Below are 18334 nucleotides of genomic sequence, written 5' to 3'. Positions count from 1 at the left end.
GAATCGCCCCCGCGATGAACCATATGTGCATATTGCAGTACCCCATGTCGATATTGCAAGGCTGGACACTTGTATGGTTTGGCCGCACTGCTGTATTGTCGGACGGTGGCAGGCACCGTCTTCCTTCGTCCGTCCGCCCCGGTCGAGCCGTCCACCCGGGAGCGCATCATCGGTGCTGCCGTGAAATCCTTTGCCCAACACGGCGTTTCGAGTACACCGCTACGGACTGTCGCTGATTCGGCGGGTGTGAGTGTCGGGCTGGTCCAGCACTATTTCGGCAACAAGGCCGGCCTGATCTCGGCGGTGGACGAACACGTCCTGCGGGTATTCGGCGAGGTTCTCGAGGCCGATCCGTTGCCAGAGCCGCCCGGTGAGCAATCCGAGGCGCTCCGCGGACGGTTCGCCGAGCTCTTCCACAAGTATCCCGACGTCACCGATTACGTCGCGCATGCGCTGAGTCAGGGCGACGAGATCGGCAATGTCATCTTCGACGGGCTCTTGCAGATCAGCATCGCTCAGGGTGAGGGATTCTCCGCCCAGGGTCTCGTCCGGCCCGACCTCGACTCCATCTGGGGTGCCATCAACCCGCTGATCCTGCGGGTCGGCGCCATGATCCTGCGCAACCACATCGAGCGGCACATCCCGGCACCGTTCTATACGCCCGAGCAACTGCTGCGCTGGGACACCGCCGTCGCCTCGCTGATTCGCCGGGGACAGTTCATTCCGGGTGCGTCGGACTAGGTTCGGCCGCGCCGGTCAGCGTTCGAGGGGTACGCACGGGCCGGCATTCGACGCGATCCGCGGAGCACTCGGGGGATGTGCTTCGCGGATCGTGGTCGGGGCTGTGCAAGGCGACTCGTGTCGGTTTTTTTGGATGCGTCCAGGGGAGTGACTGCTTGATGGGGTGGTACCGGGCGCATGCCCGCGCATTCTGGGCCGCGATCGTCGTGATGCTAGTCGTGTTGGTGGCCGTTGCGTCGTGGCTGTGGCATTCGTCGAATTCTGACGGTCTATCACTCGGCGGGTACGGATCTGACAAGCAGGAGGAATGGGCAGCGCGTCTTGTTGCCGGGTTGAACACACATGAAGCAGAAAAAGTTCCGGTCTTGAGGCCCAACGGTGAGCTGACGTCCGAACAGCGGTCCTCCATCAAGGCTGTCATGCCTGCTAGTGCGTGCATGTATCAACTGGTAGGCGTCGAGGACCGCGGGGAACAGCGGCAGCAAGACGTTCCCGGACTCTCTACACCTGTGTCGACGTACCGCTTCAACGCGAAGGTCGACGAGCTGTGCGAAGGAGAGGCGCCACGCGCCCGTCAGTTTGGGGTCGTCGCCATTGCTGACATGGGCTACTGGGAGCCGTTCTTATTCGCGGAATGATCGGATCGTCGGATAGCGCGCGTCAGCCGGCGCAGGCGACGGCTCTGCGGGTTCTCGCTGAGAACGTCTTCAGCTGATCTTCCGCAGGTCAGAGGCAAAGTTTGCTGAGCTGGCCGATGTCGATTACCTTCCGTTCAGGCTGACGTCCTAAACTGCCGTCTGACCCTGACAAGTGGCCCGGTATGTGCCGCTCACGCCGCACTCACCCGAGGACACCTTCCATGGCGATCGCCGACGTGCCTGCCTACCTGCATCTGACAAGTGCGGATGTCGAGGAGATCGCCTTCGAACTCGACGTCATCCGCCGCGATATCGAGGATTCGCTCGGGGCCAAAGACGCCGCCTATATCCGGCGCGTCATTCATTTCCAACGGGCACTCGATGTCGCCGCGCGGTTAGTGATCGCCTGTAGCAAGTCCAAGACCGGCTGGGTCCTTGGCACCGGTGCGTTGGCGTACGCGAAGTCCATCGAGAACATGGAGCTCGGCCACAACATTTCCCACGGCCAGTGGGACTGGATGAACGACCCCGAGATCCACTCCAACACCTGGGAGTGGGACATGGTCGGGGCGTCGGCGCAGTGGCGGTACTCGCACAATTATCGACACCACGTGTACAGCAATGTGCTCGGGATGGACGAGGACATCGGCTACCGGCTGCTGCGGGTCACCGAGGATCAGCCGTGGCGGCTGTGGTACTTGGCCACGCCGTTGCGAAACTTCGTGCTGGCAGCCATGTTCGAGTGGGGCATCGCTCTGCACGGTTTACATTCGGAGAAGCTGCGCGACGACCCGGCGGTGATGGCGGGGGAGAAGCGCAAGTTCTTCGGCAAGGTCGCCCGGCAATTGAGCAAGGACTATGTCTTCCTGCCCGCGTTGAGCGGGCGGCGGTGGCGTCGGACATTCGCGGCCAACTTCACCGCGAACACCATCCGTAACCTGTGGGTCTACGTCAACATCATCTGCGGGCATATCCCTGATGGCGCCGAGACTTTCGATCCCGCCGTAGTCAAGGATGAGACGCAAGGCGAGTGGTACCTGCGGCAGTTGCTCGGCACCGCGAATTTCAAAGCCGGCCCCGTGCTGGCGATCTCGGGTGGGCATCTGTGCTACCAGATCGAGCATCACCTGTTTCCGGATCTGCCGAGTGTCCGGCTGCCCGAGGTGAGCGAGCGGGTGCGGCTGCTGTGCGAGAAGTACGACCTGCCGTACAACTCGGCGTCGTTGCCGCGGCAGCTGTTCCGGACGCAGCGGATCATTCACGGGTTGGCGGTGCCGGGGTGGGTGACGCGGCTGGGGCGACGCCGGCATGCTTGACGGTCGCGGCGGCGCGAGACGTGAGTAGAACGCTGCCCTTGTATTGACGAACTAGCGACAACTCGGTCGGCGCCGCGATTCTTCAGTTCGGTACGACCGTTACGGCCACCTGTATCGGCCGGCCAACCGAGCGCCAGCTCTTTGCGCGAAAGCCGCGGTGACCCGGGAATTGTGAACCGCAGCTCGCCTCCGGCGGCGAGCAGGGTGCGTACGGGTTCGGTTCCATATGCGCACCACCTCGGCTGGAGGCGGTATAGGTCGCTCGGATGTATACGGATCTATACGAACAAACCGGCAAGGGATGTCGACTTGATTCGACCATGCCACCCAAGTGCTACTGCGGTGGCTGCCGTCGACTGGAGGCGTTGCAGTTATCCACAGCCCTGGCCCCGACGGGCCATTCGTGGCGCCGATCTGTCGGGGCGCGGGCGTAGCTTCCGGCCCATGAACGACGGACGGAAGCGGCGACAGGCCAAGCAGGCCCGCCGAGACGCGCGACGGCGGGCTGTGCGCCCGGTGACGAAACAGAGCACGATCGACCATGTGCGGAACACATCGGATGTGGAGCATCCGCTGGACATGCTGCTCTTCGTGGGGAGGATGATCGAAGTGCTTCTACCGCATGAGTTTTCCTACCTCGCGAGCCTCAATAAGGAGCGCTTCGATCCGGTGCAACTTATCGACGGGTCCGCCGCGGCGCGGCCACCGGACTACACCGCAGTGGTCGCGCTGCTCGGCGAGATGGCGGTCGGGGACGAGCACTTCCAGCAATGGTGCCGCGACGAGGTCGCGGCGTGTACCGATGCGGTGCCGCGCTGGATTACCGATCTGCCGGACCTGACGGTCGGTCGAGCGATCCGGTTGATCGATGCGTTCGGGGATCTTGATGAGGTCCTCTTCGAGGTGCGGTTGGCCGATGGTCGTGCGATCACCTGCGGGGTGCTGATCGATCATCTGGAGTACTCGACGGTCAAGGATGTCGGGATCTGGGACAAGCCGCTGAATGCCGTGCTCGTCCTACTGGAGTCCTGGGAGTGGGTGGGCCGCCCGATGGAGATGACGACGGCCGATGCGCGCGCCTGGATCGAGCAGGCGTTCGGCAAGTGCATCGCCCGCCCGGTCAGGGAAAGGCGTCCGGGGTTCTCGGCCGTGGTCAAGTGGCTGGCTGCTCGGCTGCCCGAAGGCGGGCGGCAATACCGGGGCGGTTACGCGGATCAGAGCGCGACGGACGTGGTCGAGGCGTTCTTCGCTTCCCCGGCAGGAACGTGCTTCGACTTCGACGAGTTCGGTGAGGTGCTGGAGGAAATGATCGCCATGCGTAGCGGGGACCCGCAGCGCTGGAGCGCGTTCCGGGTCATCTACGCAATAGGAGACCTGCCGGACGGGAGGAACGAACCATTGGAGACGGTGCTTCATCTGCCCGCCCTGCTACGTGCCTTTGTCCCGTTTGCCCACGAACGCAGCGGCATTGGTGCGGAAGCGACGGCCCAGACGCTGGCGATGATCGACGAGGTGCAGAAGGGCCTCGAGGAACGGATTCGCGGCGTGTTGACGGAGTACTGGGATGCGGCTGGTTAGCTGATTGTCGTGGGTCCTCAAGCGCTACTCGTGTGTCGTGGTGCCGTTAAACGTCGAGGGCGCTTGGGCTCGGAACTCCTTCTGGGGTAGGAACGACAACATGCCATCAGCCGGGCGCGACACTTGTATCGGCACCACGCTATCGCTGTTCGCCGTTGCCGCTATGAGCGTGGGCTGCGCAGCGACGGAGCCCAATACCCGATCGTCGTCAGTTTCAGCTTCGGCGGCCGCCTCGGTGTCGCAAACGGTCGAAGTCGACGCGCCGCTGGAGTCAGGCGATGCTCTCGTCTGGTTGACCGCTGCATGCGGCAGTCCGTCGGTCGTTGATGCAGCACCCAATACATGGCTTCCAGGGGCATCCCCGGTGGCCCTGTGCATCACGCCTGCGGGGCGAGACGGGGTATTAGTTGGGGTTTACGAACAGGCTGCCGCCGCCAGGTCTGACCTGGCCAAGCTGCGAGGGCAACGTGGCTACGCAACCAGGGTCGACGGCGACGGCCGGACATGGGTCTTTGTTGTCGAGAGTTCCAGTTCTGCCGCGTTGCGAGGTCTCGTGCGGTACCAGTTCAACCTCAGCTAGAAAACTGATGCACAAGCTAACGGGTGACCGCCGCCAAAATTGGGCCGGCGAACGGGGGAGACGATCGTCCGCTCCGATAGGGCTAGTCACTTTAGAACGCGGAAGTTCGTCCACGCTCTGTCGCACAACGGATTACATGGATTGATCCGGCCGCGTCGGTGCTGACGGAGACAATTCTGCGATGAAGTCGTTCTTCGCCCTGCTGCAACGCAATGTGCTAGACCGAAAACGAGGGTCCACCCGAGCCGAGCTACGCCTGGCGATCGTCACGTGGATCGAGCGGACCTACCACCGCCGCCGGCACGAACGCGCCCGCGGCAGACTCACCCCGATAGAGTTTGAACTGCGCCATACACCAGCCGCAACCGCGGCCTGAAATTCACGCCCCGCAAGTCAGCTAAACCCGGGGCAGTCCCAACCGACCACATTGCCCCGTGGACCGACCGCGGCGAACCGTTCCCTAGACACGTTCGAGCCGGCGTCCTCCCATTGCGCAACTTGACGGCGTTTCATAACAAGTCAGAAGCTGAGATCAGCGCAGTGAAGTGTCGGGTGCGTTCGATATGCTCAACCCTAACGAGAGGGGGTCGGCCATGCTTTCTGCGCGCGAGAAGCTTTTGGTTGAGGGGCAGTACGACTGGGTGAAACTCTGGGACGTGCATCGCCACGTCGCCATGGAAAACCTGTCCGACTCCCTGGCTGAAGTCCAACGCAAAACTCTCGCGCTGGTGGCTGATCTCATCCGGGAAGGCCTCGCCGAAGCAGGAGACCTACGTGATCATGGCGCACGGTTCGAGCCGTGGACATCTGCGGTAGGCGAGTCGATAGAGAGGTTGTCGGCCGAATACATCGACAACTTCGCCGACCGCGCTGGATGGCCGTGGACCCTATGGATCCGAATAACCGACGAGGGTAAACGTATCGGGGCAGCGCGCGAGGCAGATTACCGACGCTGGGCAGACGAACTGCACGAACAGGGCCGCGATGAACAGGCTTTACCGCAGAAATTTGAGCCCGGCGCGTAATGGAACGGCGCTATGCCGTTCTGGTGAAACCGATTTCCGCGACTAGGGCTTAAAGGAAGGCGTGGGAACAAGTGCCCTTGAACCGCGTGCGTTGGCGACACCTGCCCGGCCGAGAATGCTGGTTGCAAGCGAAGCCTCGATTGACTTGCTCAATTGTGCTACATCAGATCTCAATCGCTCGCGTGCTTTAGCTTGTATCAGCACAGTATGTTCGATCAGGCCACTGCCACTGCCACTGCTTACGAAGTAGTTCGTTACCTGGACCCACAATCGGGCGTCCAGTTGAACAGAGCTCCTGCTGCGGGTTGCGGTCACACCCAACTCGGCCGGCATCGTCACACGGTAGGTGAGAGGATGCCCAACACCAAGGGCACGTAGCGTGCTGCCGGCCCCGAATTCGATCACATCCGCCGGTACCGTGCCGCCGAACCGGAACAAATTGATGACATCGCAGCCAATCCAGCCGTCGACGCCGTCGTCCGCTGGCCGAATCAGAACGCGCGCAGCGGGCGACGAAGCGAGTTTCACTGGGGCAGCGAGCCACTTCGTCGGTGCCGTCAGGTTGGGAAGCCATAGCGAAAGGCCTTCAGAAGGAACGGTTGTCAAATCGGTAGCGTGGCGACGCAGTACTTCGGCCATAGACATGGGGACCGGAACTGCGGTCTCATTTGAATCGAGCATCAGTAGGACACCTTTGGCGTTCCGAGCCAACCGAGGAATGCCAGCAAGCCGCCGAAAAGGACGCCTCCAATTCCCACCTGTTCTTCGGGTGTGGGCGACGGAAGGTTCGGGCTTGGTAACCAATCAGGGCCAGATCCGACCGGTGGGGCCGTGGGCAGCGCGGGAGGTGCGACTCCGATTCCGGGCGGCACTTCGCCTGGCGGTATCGGGCTGTGAGGAATACCAGTGGGCGATTGCGCCCAGGGCGGTATGAGCCCCGGCGCCGGAGGATGGTCGATAACCGGCAAGTTAGGCGGTGAAGCGATGACAGGGGCCTCGCCCGGGGTCGGCGGCGTAGGTGGTGGAGCGATGGGCGCCGGTGGCAGGTGAACCTTGTCGGGTCCTGTCACTCCGGGAGGGTAGCTGACATCAAGGGTCGGTCCGTGATTGTTGCTTTCGCGGACTCCGATGATTGTGCCGTCCGGCAGTACCCTTCGATCGTAGTAGTTATCAGGAACTGGCAATGGTGAACCGCCCCTAGCCAGTTCCTCGTAGAGGTCAAAGATCTCTTCCTCAGAGTCGACTTCTCTGATCCCTCCGTTAAGTCCTCGGCGGAGATTTCGCAAGCGCTCAGCAATCTGTTCGGCTGAAAGAGGGTCCTCACCGTTCGTATCGTTGTCGTAAGCCTGGATGTCGCCGTCACCATTTGAAGCCTCACGGATGGTGGCTTCGTCACCTACCCATTCCGCCGGCACCATAATCCCCAGGTCTGCTGCAGCGGATGTGAGTTCGGCGCCAATCCGCGAATCCTCGGATACGAGATTTTGAGCTCTCATGCAGATGTACCCGTGATGGGCGTCGGCTGTAGCCATACGACTCGCATACATGGCCGTCTGCTGCGCGGTGTACTGACGGGTGTCTGTAACCGTCAGGTCCTCGCTTACCCGGAAATCGTCACGTTCTGCTTCAGAAATCGCATCGAGCGTGAGGTCCCTGCATTGCCGAATGCTGCCCGCACCCGCGGCGGCCACCTTTCTCATTCGTCTCATGAGATCGGCGGCAGCATAGACGACTCCGCGATCGGAATAGCCTTGCTCTTGGGCTGCGGAGGCAGCGTCGCCTTCCCAATCGGTGCCGCCAGGGCGCAGTAGTTGCTGCATATGTGCATCGGCAGTGATCTCGATAGCCTCTGCTTCCCTTCCGAAAGCGTCCGCCGCAGTCGAGAGCTCATCGATGACCGCCGACCACCCGTCGATATCCGATCGCGATGGCAAACCTGCATTGGAATCGCTCGTGACGCTGGGCGATCTCGCTGGTGTGCGGAATAGGTCGGCCTGCGTTGCCATCAGAGCGTCACCGACGAAATGGACTGAGATCCTATGCCGTCGGAAGCGGCATAGCGGGCGGCGGCTGTCGCTACCGAAGATCCATGTTGCATCAGCCGATTGCTGTAGGCCGCACGAAACGTCTGCACCTCGGCGGCAAATGCACTTGCGCCCAAAACCGACGGCTTTCGGCTAGACGAGTTGTCGGCATTGGTGCGCGCCATCTCCAGCGCGCTGCTTGAGAAGTTCGCCGAAGCGCTCTGCAGTCCGGACTCGTCCACCGTCAGATCGTTAGACACCGTTGCTCCCCCTATGTGGTGTCACTGGTAGTGGAATTCTACAGACGCCGCGGATGCGGGATGCCGCTAATGTTTGCGTCTACAGGCAACTCTGCCCGCGATCAAACGCTTACCTCTGATCGGCGCACGCATCGGGGCTCTGATCGCCTCGGCTGGGAAAAATGCCCAGCGCCAGGAGACATGTAGCGGACGAGTTCGGAGCGAATATTCGAGCTCGGTTCCTTCAGTGCGTTTTCTCGCCATCGCAAAGTGATCGCGACGACACCGCACTCGTCCATCCACCACGACGAGCCACCCCACCTTCACTTAGGTAACCTCAAGATCACAGAATCAGATCAGGGGGATAACGACGTGAGCCTCGTACTGGGTCTTTCGGTCACCTCGAAGGACGTCCACGGCGAGCTGGTCGACGGTGTCACCGGCCAGGGCGAGCACCTGGACCGCCGCGTCCTCGATGTCGACGAGATCGAGGACTACCTGGCCGAACTGCCCGCCGACGCCGACCTGCACGCCGTGGGCCTCACCTGGTCACCCGACGCCGAAGACGAGGCCGTCAAGGTCCGCGAGGCGCTCGACACCTACAGCGGGGGAGCGCCGGTCGTCCCGGTCCGCGACGTCGACGCCGCGCAGGCACTGGCTCGCGGCATCGCCGATCTCACCGGCCACGACTTCCTGGTCGTCTGCGTCGTCGAACCCGACAGCTCCGTCGTCGCCACCGTCGACGGATTCGACATGCACGTCGAAAGCGTCGACCACGCCGATGCCGCCACCCTCACCGACCGCGTCCTCGCGGTGGTGCGCGCCGCCAAGCCCAGCCCAGAAGCCGTCTACGTGCTGGGCTCCGCCGACACCGACGACCTGGTCGCCGCCCTGCGCGCGGACGCCGACCGTCCCGTCATCACCGCCACCGAGGCCGACTTCGCCCTGACCCGCGGCGCAGCCCTGGCCTCCGCGCACATCACCAACATCCCCGACGAATCCGAACACCCACCGCGCAACATCACCGTCGCCTCGCTCACCGCCATCCTGATCGCCGCGATCATCGTCTTCGTCGTCTCTGTATCCCTCACCCTCGCTTGGCCTTCCACGCCGGACCCCGCCCCGGAATCCGACCCGCCACCGCAGTCGGCCCAGACCCTGCAACCCGTCACGCCGCCGAAGGCGCCCAAGCCGCTGGAGCGCGCGAGACTGCTCAACGTGCCGCCGCCCGTCCAAGCGCCACCGCCGCCGCCTGCGCCCGGCCCGGTCCCGGCGCCGCGGATCCGGGACAACCCGGTGCTCGACCGCGTCCCGTTCATCGACCGCATCCGCTAGCGCGGACGCCTCCGCGCCCATGCCGCTACGTTGTAACGCGTGAGTGCCACGCCCACCGACCTGACCGGGACCGAACGTGCCGTGCTGCTCGTCCTGATGGCCCAGGCGCGCCCGGTGCCCAACGCCGACCTGCTGGCTTACGGCCCCAAGCTGGACAAACGCAGCCGGGACAAGCTCAACGAGCTGGGCCTCATCGAATCCGAGCGCAGCGACGGCCGCTACGTCCACGAGCTCACCGACCGCGGCTGGCGGCTCTGCCGCGACATCATCACCGCGGGCGCCCCGCCACGCTCCACCGGCCCCGCCAAGACCCTCTACACCGTGCTGGCCGGACTCGACCGCTACCTGGACGCCGCCGACCTGAGCCTGGCCGAGCTGTTCTGGCCCAAGCAAGCCCCGAGCGTTGCCGACCGGATCACGCAGGCCTACACCGAGCTGGCCGACAGAACCGGCGCCTGGGTCGGCTTGAGACCCCTGCGCCAACAGCTCACCGACGTTGCCGACCTGGACGACACCCTGAGTGAGCTGTACCGCACCGGCGCCATCAGCCTGATCCCCGAAGAAAACCAGAAGGTCCTCACCGACGAGGACCGTGCCGCCGCCATCACCATCGGTGGACAGGCCAAACACCTGATCGCAATTGAGGTTTGATGCAGGACGCACACCGCGAAGCACTCGCCGCACTCCGGCTCACCTGGGCGCCCACCAGCGATGACCTGTGGCGCCCGCAGGCACCCACCCACGTCAGCGGACTCAACGAACGCGCCGTCGACGATGTCATGGAGGCCTTCGCCGACGCGCAGCGCGACCCCGAATCCGCGCCGATCGGGGTCACCATCCGTGGCCAGGCCGGCTCCGGTAAAACCCACCTGCTCGGCCAGATCCGCGAACGCGTCCAGGCCGGCGGCGGCTACTTCTTCGTCGTCGAATTGCTCGACGCCGCCAGCTTCTGGGAATCGGTGCGTGCCGGAGTGCTGGAAAGTTTCGGTCGCCGGGGCGCTAATCGCGAGACCCAGCTCAAAGACCTGCTGTGGGAACTGTCCTCGATCGCGCACGTCTCGCGTGCCGACCGGCGCGCCATCATCGGCGACGAGGACCTGGACCGCGAAACCCTGGACGCCTTCGTCAACGATCTGGCCAAGGCCCGCCGCGACGTCCGCGACTGCCACCAGACCCTGCGCGCGCTGGTTCTGTTGTCCGCCAACGATCTTGTCGCCCGCGATATCGGCGATTCCTACCTGCAGGGCAGCGACGAGGTCGGCTCCGACGACCGGTTGCACTGGCGGCTGCGCGGCACCGCGCCCTCGGCCCAGCACTGCGTGCGCGATATCGCCCGGTTGACTGCCCTGGCCGGACCGTCGGTGCTGGCGCTGGACCAGATCGACACCCTGCTCGCGCAGTCCTCCACGCGCACCGACGAGGCCAGGGGAGCGGGCGACGGTGTGCTGGAACAGGTTGCGCACGGCCTGATGTCGGTGCGCCAGACCATGCGGCGCACCGTGCCCGTGGTGGCCTGCCTGCCCTCGGCGTGGGAGAGCATCCGCGATCGCGCCACCGCCAGCGTGTCCGACCGGTTCCGCGTCACCGCACCGTTGTCGCCGCTGCCGAGCGCCGATATCGGCCGCGCCATCCTGGAACGCCGCTTCGAGGCCGCCTACCTGACCGTCGGCTTCACCCCGCCCTACCCGAGCTGGCCCATCAAACCCTCGGCCTTCGACGACGCTGCCGGCTACACCCCGCGCCAGCTGCTGATCCGCGCCGACGCGCACGTGCGGGACTGCCTGCGCCGCAAGGAAGTCATCGAGCTGGCCCACCTGTCCGACGAGCTGGACCCAGAAGAGCAGCCCGACAACGACACTGCCGACACCTCACCCATCGACCGGCTGTTCGCCCAACACCGGTCCCGGGCCGTCCCGGCTGCCGCACTCGACGCCGACGGGGAGGACACCGCCGTCCCCGCGCTGCTCGGTGCGGCGCTGACCGCATGGATCGTCGAGCACGGCGACGACCAATCCTATGTCTGTGACCCGCCGCCCGGCTCGCACGTCGTGCTGCACGCCCGACTGCGCCAGACCCTGGACGCCGCCACCGATGACGAACGGCACTGGGCCTTCCGCGCAATCGGCGCCACCAACGCCGTCGCCGCCCAGAACCGGATCAAGAAGACGCTCAGCGCAACGGGTTTGAACGCCCACACCGACCGGCGCAACCTGTTCTTCCTGCGCAACATGCCGTGGCCGTCCGGGCCGAAGACCGAGGCTCTGATCAAGGACTTCGAAAAGCAGGGTGGCCGCACCCTGACCCTGTCCGACGACGATATCCGGACCATGACCGCGCTGCGCGACCTGATCGATGACGACGTCGCCGGCCTGACCACCTGGCTTCGCGCCCGCCGTCCCGCACACGGCATCACCGTGCTGCGCGAGGCGCTCGGCATCGACGGCGACGACCCTGCCCCCGCCGCCGACATCGACGAACCGGCCGAAACCGCCGACGAGGGGCCGGAATTCGTCGCCGCCGAGTCGAAGATGCCGCTGGGTATCGATGTGCGCACCGACACCACCGTCGCCATCGACCTGGCCGCACTGCGCAAACACGTCGCCATCTTCGCCGGCTCCGGATCGGGCAAGACCGTGCTGATCCGCCGCCTTGTCGAAGAAGCCGCTTTGCGTGGGGTCTCCTCGATCGTGTTGGACCCCAACAACGATCTGTCCCGCCTGGGCACCGCGTGGCCGCAGACACCGAGCGGCTGGCAGCGCGCCGACGACGCCCGCGCCACGGACTACCTGGCCAACACCGAGGTCGTCATCTGGACCCCGCGCCGCAGCAGCGGCCGCCCGCTGGCGTTCCAGCCGCTACCCGAATTCGCCAGCGTGCTCGACGACCACGACGAATTCACCGAGGCCGTCGAATCCGCCGTCGCTGCGTTGGAACCGCGCGCCCAGATCAGCGGACAGACTGCCAAGGCCGCCCGCTCACGCGCCGTGCTGCGAGAAGCGTTGCAGCACTACGGCCGTCAACCCGACCCGACGCTGCCCGGATTCATCGGCATGCTGGCCGACCTGCCCGAGGATGTCAGCGAGCTCGCCGACGCCCCCAAGATGGCCGCCGAGATGGCGCAGAACCTGCGCGCCGCCACCGTCAACGACCCGCTGTTCGGCGGCGCCGGAACGGCTTTGGACCCCGGTGAGCTGCTGACCCCCACCCAGGGTAAACGGGCCAGGGTCTCGGTGATCAGCATGATCGGCCTGCCCAGCGACGAACAGCGGCGGAGCTTCGTCAGCCAGCTGCAGATGGCGTTGTTCGCCTGGATCAAGCGCAACCCGGCCGCCGACAAGCCGCTGAGCGGCCTGCTGGTGATGGACGAGGCACAGACCCTGGCCCCGGCCCGCGGGCTGACCGCCAGCACCCGCAGCACACTGGCGCTGGCGTCGCAGGCCCGCAAGTACGGACTCGGGCTGATCTTCGCCACCCAGGCGCCCAAGGGCCTGCACAACCACATCCCCGGCAATGCGGCGACCCAGTTCTACGGCCTGCTCAACTCCCCGGTGCAGATCGCCACCGCCGAGGAGATGGCCCGCGCCAAGGGCGGGCTGATCAGCGATATCAGCCGACTGCGGGCGGGCAACTTCTACGTCGCCACCGAGGGCAAGTCCTTCCACCGCGTCACCGCGCCCTGGTGCCTGTCCTACCACCCGGCCAGCCCGCCATCGGCCGACGAGGTGCTGGCCCTGTCACAGGCATCGTCACGGGCATAGTGGTCCCATGCCCACCATCACCGCCGTGCACGGAGATATCACCCAGCAGCGCGTGGACGCCATCGTCAACGCCGCCAACAACGCCATGCGCGGCGGTGGAGGCGTCGACGGGGCCATCCACCGCGCCGGCGGCCCCGAGGTACTCCAGGACTGCATCAATCGTTTTCCGGACGGTCTGGCCACCGGTGACGCCGGGTGGACCACCGCCGGCCGGTTGCCGGCCCGCTGGGTGATCCACACCGTCGGACCCAACCACAGTGCAGGTCAGCGGGAGCGTTCACTACTGGTGTCCTGTTACGTGCGCTCCCTGCAGGTCGCCGACGAACTCGACGCCCGCACAATCGCTTTCCCGCTGATCAGCGCCGGAATCTACGGTTGGCCCAAGGGTGATGCCATCAAGGCCGCCATCGAGACCATCGCCGCGACCGAGACGAATGTCACCGAAGCGCGCATCGTCGCCTTTGACGAGCGGACATTCGACGCCGTGACCGCAGAACTTGATTGACCCCCAGCCCCTCTGGGTACGGTCGAAACCATGGATGTGGTCAACCTTGCCTTCGAATGGACGGATACCAACAAGCACTGGCTGATCGAAGTTCCCATCCGCGTCGTGGTGTACCTGCTGGTCGCGTTGATCGCACGTTTCGTGCTGCATCGCATGATCGACCGCGCCACCACCGGCCGTAACCCCAAGATCATCGACGATGCCGAACCCAAGCGGGCCGGTCGCCTGCGCGGTCTGCGTGAGCGCGGCAACTCGGCCAGCGCCGCCAAGGCCGCCGCCCGCCGTCAGCAGCGCGCGCAGACCATCGGTTCGGTATTGAAGTCGACGGTGTCGATCGTGCTGCTCGTCTGGGTGGTGCTCAGCGTGCTCAACGTGTTCGGGGTCAACATAGCACCGTTCATCGCCTCGGCCGGTGTGGTCGGCCTGGCCATCGGCTTCGGCGCGCAGAACCTGGTCCGCGATTTCGTCACCGGGGTCTTCATGCTCCTGGAAGACCAGTACGGCGTCGGCGACACCGTCGACCTGGGCGAGGCCAGCGGTGAGGTCGAAAGCGTGGGCCTGCGCATCACCACCGTCCGCGATATCGACGGCACCCTCTGGTACGTCCGCAACGGCGAGATCGCCCGGGTGGGGAACATGAGCCAGGATTACGCCGTCGCACGCATCGAGGTGCCGGTGGCGCTCAGTGCAGACCTGCAGCAAGCCGAACGGGTGGCACTCGATGCCGCCCGCGAAGCCGTCAAGGACGAGGCCATCGCGGCGAAGGTGCTCGGCGAACCGGAAATGTTGGGCGTGCAGACGATGTCATCGGACCAGGTGACCCTGCGACTCACCATCAAGACGAAGCCCAACGCGCAATGGTCGGTTCAGCGACGGCTTCGCCGCGAGATCCTGCGCGCCTACGACGAGAACGGGATCGACCTGCCCTACCCGCATCTGCGGACGCCGGTTTCGGTCAACGGTGAGGCCGAATAGACCGGGACGCGGGCTTACATCACCTTGTCGCAGGTGATGGGCAGATCGCGCACCCGCATCCCGGTCGCGTGGAATACCGCGTTGGCCACCGCGGCCGCCGAGCCCACGATGCCGATCTCACCCGCACCGCGTGATCCCATCGGGTTGGCGTGCTCGTCGAGATCATCGAGCGCGATGGCCTCGATCGCCGGGACATCGGCATGCGAACTGATGTGGTAGGTCGCCAGATCCCGAGTGACGACGTGCCCGAAGCGCGGGTCGCGCACGCTCTCCTCGTGTAGCGCCATCGACAGGCCCATCGTCATCCCGCCGATCAGCTGCGAGCGCAGTGTCGCCGGGTTGATCACCCGGCCCACCGAGAACACCCCCAGCATCCGGGACACGTGGACCTCGCCGGTGAATCGGCTGACCCGCGTCTCGGCGAAATGCGCACCGAACGAGTACATCCCGTACTTCTCCGCATCGGCGTTCGCATCCTCGGCCGACGCGACGGTGTGCACACCCACCTCGGGATGTTCGCCGTGGTCATGACGGAACGCCCGCGCCGCGGCCACGATCGCCCGGCCCCACGACGTGATACCGGATGATCCACCGGCCACCGAGGCCTCCGGCAACGCGGAGTCACCGATCTGCAGGTCGATGGCCGACAAGTCACAATCCAAGGCGTCGGCGGCGATCTGCGCCAACGCCGTCCAGGTGCCGGTGCCGATATCGACCGCGCCGATCTGCACGACGAAACGGCCGGGTGCGACATGCTCGATGCGCGCGGTGTTGCCGGGCATCACCATCGCGGGATACACCGCCGACGCGACACCGGTACCGATCAGCCATTCACCATCGGTACGGTTGCCCGGCTTGGGGTCTCGCTGCGCCCAGCCGAAGCGTTCGGCACCGGTCTGCAGGCATTCGATCAGCCGCCGGTTCGACCACGGGCTGCCGGTCTCCGGGTCGACGGGCGGCTCGTTGCGGATCCGCAGCTCGATGGGGTCGATATCGCAGGCGACGGCGAGCTCGTCCATGGCGACCTCGAGGGCGAACATGCCGGGGCACTCGCCGGGTGCGCGCATCCAGAACGGCACCGGCACATCGAGGGCAGCCAGCCGGTGGCCGGTCTTGCGGTTCGGCGCGGCGTACATCATCCGCGACGGGGTGGCGGTCTGTTCGGCGTACTCCTTGACCGTCGCGGTCTGCTCGACGACCTGGTGACTGAGTGCGAGCAGGCTACCGTCACGCTGGGCGCCCAGACGCAGGTGCTGAATGGTCGGCGTGCGGTAGCCGACCATGTCGAACATCTGCTGTCGAGTCAACGCCAACTTCACCGGTTGGCCCGGCAGCCGCAGCGCCGCCATCACCGCAAGGATGTTGTGCGAGTGCGGCGCACCCTTGGAGCCGAATCCACCGCCGACGTTCTTCGCGATCACCCGCACCTGCTCCGGGTCGAGACCGAAACTGGCGGCCATCTGCTTGCGCACCGCGTGCACACCCTGGGTCGAGTCCCACAGCGTCAGCGTGTCGTTGTCCCACAACGCGATACAGGCGTGCGGTTCCATCGGATTGTTGTGCTCGTGCGGTGTGGTGTAGGTGTTGTCGACGACGACCGGAGCTTCCCGCAGCGCGGTCTCGGTATCCCCGTCGGAGGTCTCCGCCGGGTAGTCCGGGTTGACGGTGTCGGGTGTGTAAAGCTCGGGGTGATCCGCGGTCAACTCGATATCCGCGGTCTGCTCGTCGTACTCGACACGCACCAGACCGGCGGCGTGCCGGGCGGTTTCGGTGTTGATCGCCACCACCGCTCCGATCAGTTGACCGCGGTAGTGCACCGACGCGTCCTGCAGCACGGTGAGGTCGCCGTTGGAGGTGTCGGCGAGTTCGGGCGCGTCGAACACCGTGAGCATCGCCAACACCCCGTCGGTGCTTTCTGCCGCCGCGGTGTCCATTGCGGTGACCCGCCCACGGGCGATGCTGGCCTGCAAAGGATGCAGATACACCGGGTTCTCGACGTCGAACTCGTAGGCGTAGGTGGCCGAACCGGTGACCTTTGCGGCGCCATCGTGACGGGTGACGGCCGTGCCGATGGACCGGGGTTCCAGCAGGGTCATCCTCGTTGTCCCTCCGCGATCGCGGTCAGTGTGCCTACGATGGCCCGCCGGGTCAGGTCGACCTTGAACTCATTGCCTTCCAATGGTTCCGCCTGGTCCAACTCGGCGGCCGCGGCGGCATCGAAGACGTCCTCGCCGACGGTGTTGCCGACCAGGCGCTCCTCGGCGAGCCGGGCCCGCCACGGTTTGTGCGCCACTCCGCCCAAGGCGATCCGCGCCGAGCGGATGGTGTCACCGTCGAGAACCAGTTCGGCGGCCACCGAGGTCAGCGCAAAGGCGTAGGAGGCGCGGTCGCGGACCTTGCGGTAGGTCGACTGCGCACCGGCGGGCGGGGCCGGTATCTCGACCGCGGTGATCAACGCGCCGGTCGGAAGCGTGGTGTCACGGTCGGGCCGATCCCCGGGCAGCCGATAGAATTCGTCGATGGGCAACCGACGCTCACCGTCGGCGTCGACGTAGACGATCGACGCGTCGAGCGCCATCATCGCCACCGCCATATCCGACGGATGCGCAGCCACGCAGTGTTCGGAAGACCCCAGGATGGCGTGATAGCGCACGTATCCGCCGATGGCCGAGCAACCGCTGTCCGGGGTCCGCTTGTTGCACGGCGTGCTGACATCCTGGAAGTACACACAACGGGTGCGCTGCAACAGGTTTCCGCCGGTGGTCGCGACATTGCGAAGCTGACCCGACGCGCCGGCCAGCAGTGCCCGGGCCAGCCCCGGGTACGAGGCGCGCACCACGGGGTGGGCGGCGAGATCCGCGTTGCGGACGTCGGCGCCGATGCGCAGCGCGCCATCATCGTGGACCTCGATGTCCTGCAACGGGAACAGGTGGCCGATGTCGACCACCAGGCTGGGTTCGGCGATACCGAGCTTCATCTGGTCGACGAGGTTGGTGCCACCGGCCAGGAACGTGGCATCCGGGTGCTCGGCGACGGTGCTGACGGCGTCCTCGACGCTGGTGGCCCGGTGGTACTGGAAGGGGATCATCGGGCGCCCTGGTGGATCGCGGCGACGATGTTCGGGTAGGCCGCGCAGCGACACAGATTGCCGCTCATGCGTTCTCGGATCTCCTCGTCGGTCAGCTCCGGAGTGTCCTCCAGATCGTCGGTGACGTGACTCGGTGCACCACTCTTCAGCTCGTCGAGCATGCCGATCGCCGAACAGATCTGCCCGGGCGTGCAATAACCGCACTGGAATCCGTCATGATCCAGGAAGGCCTGCGCCACCGGATGCAGATCATCTCCGGACGCCAAGCCTGCGGCGGTGACGATCTCGGCACCGTCGTGCGCGACGGCGAAGGACAAGCAGGTGGTGACACGCCGGCCGTCGAGCAGTACCGTGCACGATCCGCATTGACCGTGATCACAGCCCTTCTTCGGCGCGGTGACACCGAGATGCTCGCGCAGCAGATCGAGGACTGTCGTGCGGTTGTCTATGCGCGCGGTGTGGTCGACACCGTCAACACACAGGCGTACCTCACTGACGTGGGCTGACTCCATGGGCCTTGGTTACCCGACCC

At 65.3% G+C, this 18334-nt stretch carries 16 protein-coding genes and 1 pseudogene; 11 read left to right on the top strand and 6 right to left on the bottom strand.

Annotated elements, in window-relative coordinates:
* Nucleotides 1-105 precede the first annotated feature (105 nt).
* The 6 genes and pseudogenes from IC40_RS0117030 to IC40_RS0117005 all read left to right on the top strand — a co-directional run bounded on the left by IC40_RS0117030 (nt 106) and on the right by IC40_RS0117005 (nt 5878).
* Nucleotides 106-741, top strand: a complete 636-nt coding sequence (locus IC40_RS0117030) for a TetR/AcrR family transcriptional regulator (RefSeq protein WP_030135908.1) — start codon at nt 106-108, stop codon at nt 739-741.
* Between the two features lie 158 nt (nt 742-899).
* On the top strand, nt 900-1379 hold the full coding sequence (locus IC40_RS0117025) for a hypothetical protein (protein ID WP_030135907.1): 480 nt from the start codon (nt 900-902) through the stop codon (nt 1377-1379).
* 221 nt (nt 1380-1600) lie between these two features.
* The gene (locus IC40_RS0117020) at nt 1601-2695 is read left to right on the top strand and encodes a fatty acid desaturase family protein (protein ID WP_030135906.1); all 1095 of its coding nucleotides are present in this window, start codon (nt 1601-1603) and stop codon (nt 2693-2695) included.
* 444 nt (nt 2696-3139) lie between these two features.
* Entirely contained in the window at nt 3140-4273 is a 1134-nt protein-coding gene (locus IC40_RS26895) for a hypothetical protein (protein WP_051644366.1), read from the top strand.
* Nucleotides 4274-4913: 640 nt separating this feature from the next.
* Nucleotides 4914-5229: pseudogene (locus IC40_RS28290) on the top strand (IS3 family transposase); the annotation flags it as partial.
* 217 nt (nt 5230-5446) lie between these two features.
* Complete coding sequence (locus IC40_RS0117005; protein ID WP_138158123.1) at nt 5447-5878, top strand: hypothetical protein; 432 nt, start codon at nt 5447-5449, stop codon at nt 5876-5878.
* A 42-nt stretch (nt 5879-5920) separates the two neighbouring features.
* On the opposite strand, the gene IC40_RS27895 is transcribed toward IC40_RS0117005, so the two are convergent.
* From IC40_RS27895 to IC40_RS27885, 3 genes are read right to left on the bottom strand one after another with little or no spacing between them, the layout of a single operon-like run.
* On the bottom strand, nt 5921-6559 hold the full coding sequence (locus IC40_RS27895; RefSeq protein ID WP_138158122.1) for a hypothetical protein: 639 nt from the start codon (nt 6557-6559) through the stop codon (nt 5921-5923).
* On the bottom strand, nt 6559-7884 hold the full coding sequence (locus IC40_RS27890) for a hypothetical protein (RefSeq protein WP_138158121.1): 1326 nt from the start codon (nt 7882-7884) through the stop codon (nt 6559-6561). Before IC40_RS27890 ends, IC40_RS27895 begins: the two co-directional genes overlap by 1 nt.
* Nucleotides 7884-8162, bottom strand: coding sequence for a hypothetical protein (locus IC40_RS27885; RefSeq protein ID WP_138158120.1), 279 nt, complete (start codon nt 8160-8162; stop codon nt 7884-7886). Before IC40_RS27885 ends, IC40_RS27890 begins: the two co-directional genes overlap by 1 nt.
* Before the next feature lie 351 nt (nt 8163-8513).
* Here IC40_RS27885 and IC40_RS28465 point away from each other — a divergent pair, with 351 nt between their 5' ends.
* From IC40_RS28465 to IC40_RS0116980, 5 genes are read left to right on the top strand one after another with little or no spacing between them, the layout of a single operon-like run.
* Nucleotides 8514-9476 carry a DUF7159 family protein gene (locus IC40_RS28465; RefSeq protein WP_030135903.1) on the top strand — a complete coding sequence of 321 codons (963 nt, stop codon included), beginning with the start codon at nt 8514-8516 and terminating at the stop codon, nt 9474-9476.
* A 39-nt stretch (nt 9477-9515) separates the two neighbouring features.
* Nucleotides 9516-10127 (top strand): hypothetical protein, encoded by a 612-nt coding sequence (locus IC40_RS0116995; RefSeq protein WP_030135902.1) that lies wholly within the window; start codon nt 9516-9518, stop codon nt 10125-10127.
* Nucleotides 10127-13234: a helicase HerA domain-containing protein gene (locus tag IC40_RS0116990; RefSeq protein WP_030135901.1), complete on the top strand. Its 3108-nt coding sequence runs from the start codon at nt 10127-10129 to the stop codon at nt 13232-13234. The genes IC40_RS0116995 and IC40_RS0116990 overlap by 1 nt, the downstream gene beginning before the upstream one ends.
* 7 nt (nt 13235-13241) lie before the next feature.
* On the top strand, nt 13242-13739 hold the full coding sequence (locus tag IC40_RS0116985; protein WP_030135900.1) for an O-acetyl-ADP-ribose deacetylase: 498 nt from the start codon (nt 13242-13244) through the stop codon (nt 13737-13739).
* Between the two features lie 30 nt (nt 13740-13769).
* A complete protein-coding gene (locus IC40_RS0116980; protein ID WP_030135899.1) occupies nt 13770-14714 on the top strand; it encodes a mechanosensitive ion channel family protein in 945 nt (314 codons plus the stop codon).
* Nucleotides 14715-14728: 14 nt separating this feature from the next.
* On the opposite strand, the gene IC40_RS0116975 is transcribed toward IC40_RS0116980, so the two are convergent.
* Genes IC40_RS0116975 through IC40_RS0116965 form a run of 3 tightly spaced genes read right to left on the bottom strand, consistent with a single transcriptional unit; the run spans nt 14729 to nt 18314 of the window.
* Nucleotides 14729-16810 carry a xanthine dehydrogenase family protein molybdopterin-binding subunit gene (locus tag IC40_RS0116975; protein WP_030135898.1) on the bottom strand — a complete coding sequence of 694 codons (2082 nt, stop codon included), beginning with the start codon at nt 16808-16810 and terminating at the stop codon, nt 14729-14731.
* The gene (locus IC40_RS0116970; RefSeq protein ID WP_030135897.1) at nt 16807-17802 is read right to left on the bottom strand and encodes an FAD binding domain-containing protein; all 996 of its coding nucleotides are present in this window, start codon (nt 17800-17802) and stop codon (nt 16807-16809) included. The genes IC40_RS0116975 and IC40_RS0116970 overlap by 4 nt, the downstream gene beginning before the upstream one ends.
* Nucleotides 17799-18314 carry a 2Fe-2S iron-sulfur cluster-binding protein gene (locus tag IC40_RS0116965; RefSeq protein ID WP_030135896.1) on the bottom strand — a complete coding sequence of 172 codons (516 nt, stop codon included), beginning with the start codon at nt 18312-18314 and terminating at the stop codon, nt 17799-17801. Before IC40_RS0116965 ends, IC40_RS0116970 begins: the two co-directional genes overlap by 4 nt.
* Nucleotides 18315-18334: the final 20 nt, after the last annotated feature.

It is taken from the genome of Mycolicibacterium neoaurum ATCC 25795 (genome assembly GCF_000691525.1).
GTDB lineage: Bacteria > Actinomycetota > Actinomycetes > Mycobacteriales > Mycobacteriaceae > Mycobacterium > Mycobacterium neoaurum.
This window is presented reverse-complemented; position numbering and strand designations above follow the sequence as displayed.